We start from the raw sequence: 4,084 nt of genomic DNA, 5'->3' as shown, positions 1-4,084 counted from the left end.
TCGGGCCCGACACCCACCTCACCCCCCACATCACCGCACCCCTCGTACTCGGCGCCCTGAAAACCAAAAAACCCGAAACCACCAACCTCCACACCGCACTCGCCACCCTCCACACCCGCACCGAGCACAACGTCACCTGGCCAGGCCCCGCCCGACGGCACACCCCGCTCCCCACTTACCCCTTCCAACACACCACCTACTGGCCCACCGGCTCGACTCGCGTTACCGACGCCACCGCTCTCGGCCTCACCACGGTGCACCACCCACTGCTCGGCGCCACGATCGAGCTCGGCGACGGCAAGGGCGTCGTCGTCACCGGCGGCTTCTCCCTGGACGATCAGCCGTGGCTCGCCGACCACGCGTTGTCCGGCACGCCGCTGCTGCCGGGCACGGCGTTCCTGGAGCTGGCCCTGACCGCCGGTCAGAAGGCCGGTTGCCACCGGCTCGACGAGCTTTTCCTCGAGTCGCCGCTGGTCATTCCCCGGTCCGGCACGGTGGCCGTCCACTTCGTCATCGGCCGAGAAGACCAGAACGGCCGGCGGGCCATCGACATGTACGCGCGCGTCCCCGACGGGACCGATGACCAGGCATGGGTCCGGCACGCCCACGGGGTGCTCGGTACGGGGGACGTTCCGCCGCCGCCAAGCGTTCGCGCCCCCGAATGGCCACCGGCCGGGGCGACGCCGCTGGACCTGGCCGGTGCCTACACCCGCCTCGCCGAACGCGGCTACGAACACGGCCCCGCCTTCCAAGGGCTCACCGCCGCGTGGCGCCACGGCGACGACCTGTACGCCGAGGTCGTCCTGCCCGGCGACACCGGCACCGGCTACACGATCCACCCCGCCCTCCTCGACGCCGCTCTCCACCCCATCGCGTTCGGTGAGCCGGACGGGGACGACCGGCCGGTGCCGTTCTCGTGGCACGGCGTACGGGTGTACGCCGCCGGCGCTTCGACCCTGCGGGTGCGGCTGGTTCGCGCCGGCGACGGCTTCCGGATCCACCTCTCCGATCCGGACGGTGTCCCCGTGGCCACGGTGGACTCGTTGCGGCTGCGGGCGTTGCCCGCCGCGGTGGTGCGCGGTCTGTCCACCGCACCGGCTCCGCTGGCCCTGGCGTGGCCGGTCCTGGCCGGGCCCGTCGATCCGCCGTCCGGCACGACGGCGGTCCTCGGTGAGCTGCCCGGCGTGGCGGGGAAACGCCACCCCGATCTCGCGGCGCTGGGCAGGGAGCTTTCGTCCGGGGCGCCGGCGCCCGGCACGGTGTTCGTCCCGGTAGCCGGCCAGGCGGACACCGATCTGCCTGATGCCGTCGGCGTGGCGGTGCGGTCGGTGCTCGACACGGTCCGGCAGTGGCTTTCCGACGATCGGCTCGCGCCGTCGCGCCTGGCGTTCGTGACCCACGGAGCTGTCGCCGTCGAGCGCGGCGCACCGGTCGCGGATCTCGGTGCGGCGGCGGTGTGGGGTCTGCTGCGCAGCGTCCAGTCGGAGAATCCGGGCCGGTTCGCCGTCGTCGACGTCGACGGCACGCCGGCGTCGTACGCCCGGTTGACGGCCGCGCCGGTGGCCGGCGAACCGCAGCTGGCTCTTCGCGAGGGCGTCGTCCACGTGCCGCGGCTGTCCCCGGCGCAACCTTCGGGGGTGACGCCGGAGCTGGACCCGGAGGGGACGGTGCTGATCACCGGGGGCACCGGCTCGCTGGGTGGGCTCGTCGCGAAACACCTGGTCGCCCGGTACGGTGCCCGGCGCCTTCTGCTGCTGTCCCGCAGCGGCCCGGCAGCGCCCGCGGCCGAGCGGCTGCGGGCGGAACTGACCGATCTCGGCGCCGAAGTCGTCATCCACGCCTGCGACGTCACCGAGTTCGGCGCCCTCGCCGCCGAACTCGACGCGCTGCCGCCCGAACACCCGCTGACCGCGGTGGTGCACAGCGCCGGCGTTCTCGACGACGCCACGGTCACGGCCCTCACTTTCGGACGTCTCGGCAAGGTGCTGGCGCCCAAGGCCGACGCGGCGTGGCACTTGCACCGGCTCACCCGGGATCGGCCGCTGGCGGCGTTCGTGCTGTTCTCGTCCGTCGCCGGCACGGCGGGGAGTGCCGGGCAGGCCGGCTACGCGGCCGCGAACGCCTTCCTGGACGCACTGGCGGCCGCGCGGTGGGCGCAGGGTTTGCCCGCCACGTCGATGGCGTGGGGCTGGTGGGACGAGGCCGGGGGGATGGCGGCGAGCCTGAGTGACATCGACCGCCGCCGGATGACCGGCAACGGCATCCGGCCGTTGTCCACCGAAGATGGTCTGGCGCTCTTCGACGCCGCGCTCACGAGCGACGCGCCGGCCGTCGTCACGGCTCGGCTGGACCGGGCGGCCCTGCGGCGGCTGGCCGGGGCGGACGAGCTTCCGGCAGTGTTCCGCGGCCTGGTCCCGGCCGGTCCGCGGCAGGCGGGGACCGGCCGCCGAGCCGGCTCCACCCTGGCCGGCCGGCTGGCGGGGCTGGCCGAATCCGAACGCCGGGACCAGGTCCTGCGGCTGATCCGGTCGACGGTCGCCGCAGTGCTCGACTACCCGGGGGCCGAGCAGATCGATCCGGCCCAGTCCTTCAAGGAACTGGGACTCGACTCGCTCACCGCGGTGGAACTCCGCAATCGGCTGGCGGCCGCCGCCGGTATGCCCCTGCCCGCGTCGCTGGCCTTCGACCACCCGTCCCCGGCGGCCCTCGCCTCGTTCCTCCTCACGGAGATCCTCGACGGCGTCGCGGCCCCCGTCGTACCGGTTTCGGCCGCGGTGAGCAACGCCGAGCCGATCGCGGTGGTGGGAATGGCCTGCCGCTACCCGGGCGGTGTGCGGTCGCCGGACGACCTCTGGGATCTGGTCGAAGCGGGCACGGACGCGATCGGACTGTTCCCGGAAAACCGCGGCTGGCCCACCGACACCATCTACGACCCGGACCCCGACCGGCCGGGGACCACCTACACACGCCACGGCGGGTTCCTCTACGACGCTGGCGACTTCGACGCCGCCTTCTTCGACATGTCACCCCGCGAAGCACTCGCCACCGATCCGCAGCAACGACTGCTCCTCGAAGTCGCCTGGGAGGCCATCGAATCCGCCGGAATCGACCCCGCCACCCTGCACGGCAGCGACACCGGCGTCTACGCCGGAATCATGTACCACGACTACGCCACCTTGTCCCACCCCGCTCAGCTCGAAGGACTCGTCGGCACGGGCACCGCCGGAAGCGTCGCTTCGGGCCGGGTCGCCTTCAGCTTCGGTTTGCACGGCCCCGCGATCACCGTCGACACGGCCTGCTCGTCCTCTCTCGTCGCCGTCCACATGGCGGGCCAAGCACTGCGCGCAGGCGAATGCTCGCTGGCGTTGGCGGGTGGGGCGACGGTCATGGCGACGCCCAGCGTCTTCATCGAGTTCTCCCGCCAGCGGGGCTTGGCGCCGGACGGCCGATGCAAATCCTTCGGCGCCCGAGCCGACGGCACCGGCTGGAGCGAAGGCGCGGGCATACTGCTGCTCGAACGTCTCTCCGACGCCCAACGCAACGGACACCCGATCCTCGCCGTGATCCGCGGAACGGCCGTCAACCAAGACGGCGCCAGCAACGGCCTCACCGCACCCAACGGACCCGCCCAAGAACGCGTCATCCGCCAAGCACTCGCCAACGCCCAACTCTCCCCCACCGACATCGACGCCGTCGAAGCCCACGGCACCGGCACCACCCTCGGCGACCCCATCGAAGCCCAAGCCCTACTGGCCACCTACGGACAAGACCGCGACCGACCACTGTGGCTCGGCTCCATCAAATCCAACATCGGCCACACCCAAGCCGCCGCCGGAATCGCCGGCATCATCAAAATGATCCAAGCGATGCACCACGCCACCCTGCCGAAAACCCTGCACGCCGACGAACCCACCCCCCACATCGACTGGGCCACCGGCACCGTTTCGCTGCTGACAGAGAACTCGCCGTGGCCGGAAGGCGGGGCGCGGCGCGCCGGCGTGTCGTCGTTCGGCATCTCCGGCACCAACGCCCACGTCATCCTCGAACAAGCCCCACCGGAGGAAGACCACCCACCCGCCGACGA

At 72.3% G+C, this 4,084-nt stretch carries 1 protein-coding gene; it reads left to right on the top strand.

The window, feature by feature from the left end; all coding sequences use genetic code 11:
- Positions 1-254: 254 nt before the first annotated feature.
- A partial coding sequence (locus tag AB0F52_RS48605) for an SDR family NAD(P)-dependent oxidoreductase (protein ID WP_360186468.1) occupies positions 255-4,084 on the top strand: 3,830 nt, incomplete at its 3' end.

The organism is Amycolatopsis sp. NPDC024027, from assembly GCF_040638975.1.
In the GTDB taxonomy this organism is placed as follows: Bacteria; Actinomycetota; Actinomycetes; order Mycobacteriales; family Pseudonocardiaceae; genus Amycolatopsis.
This window is presented reverse-complemented; position numbering and strand designations above follow the sequence as displayed.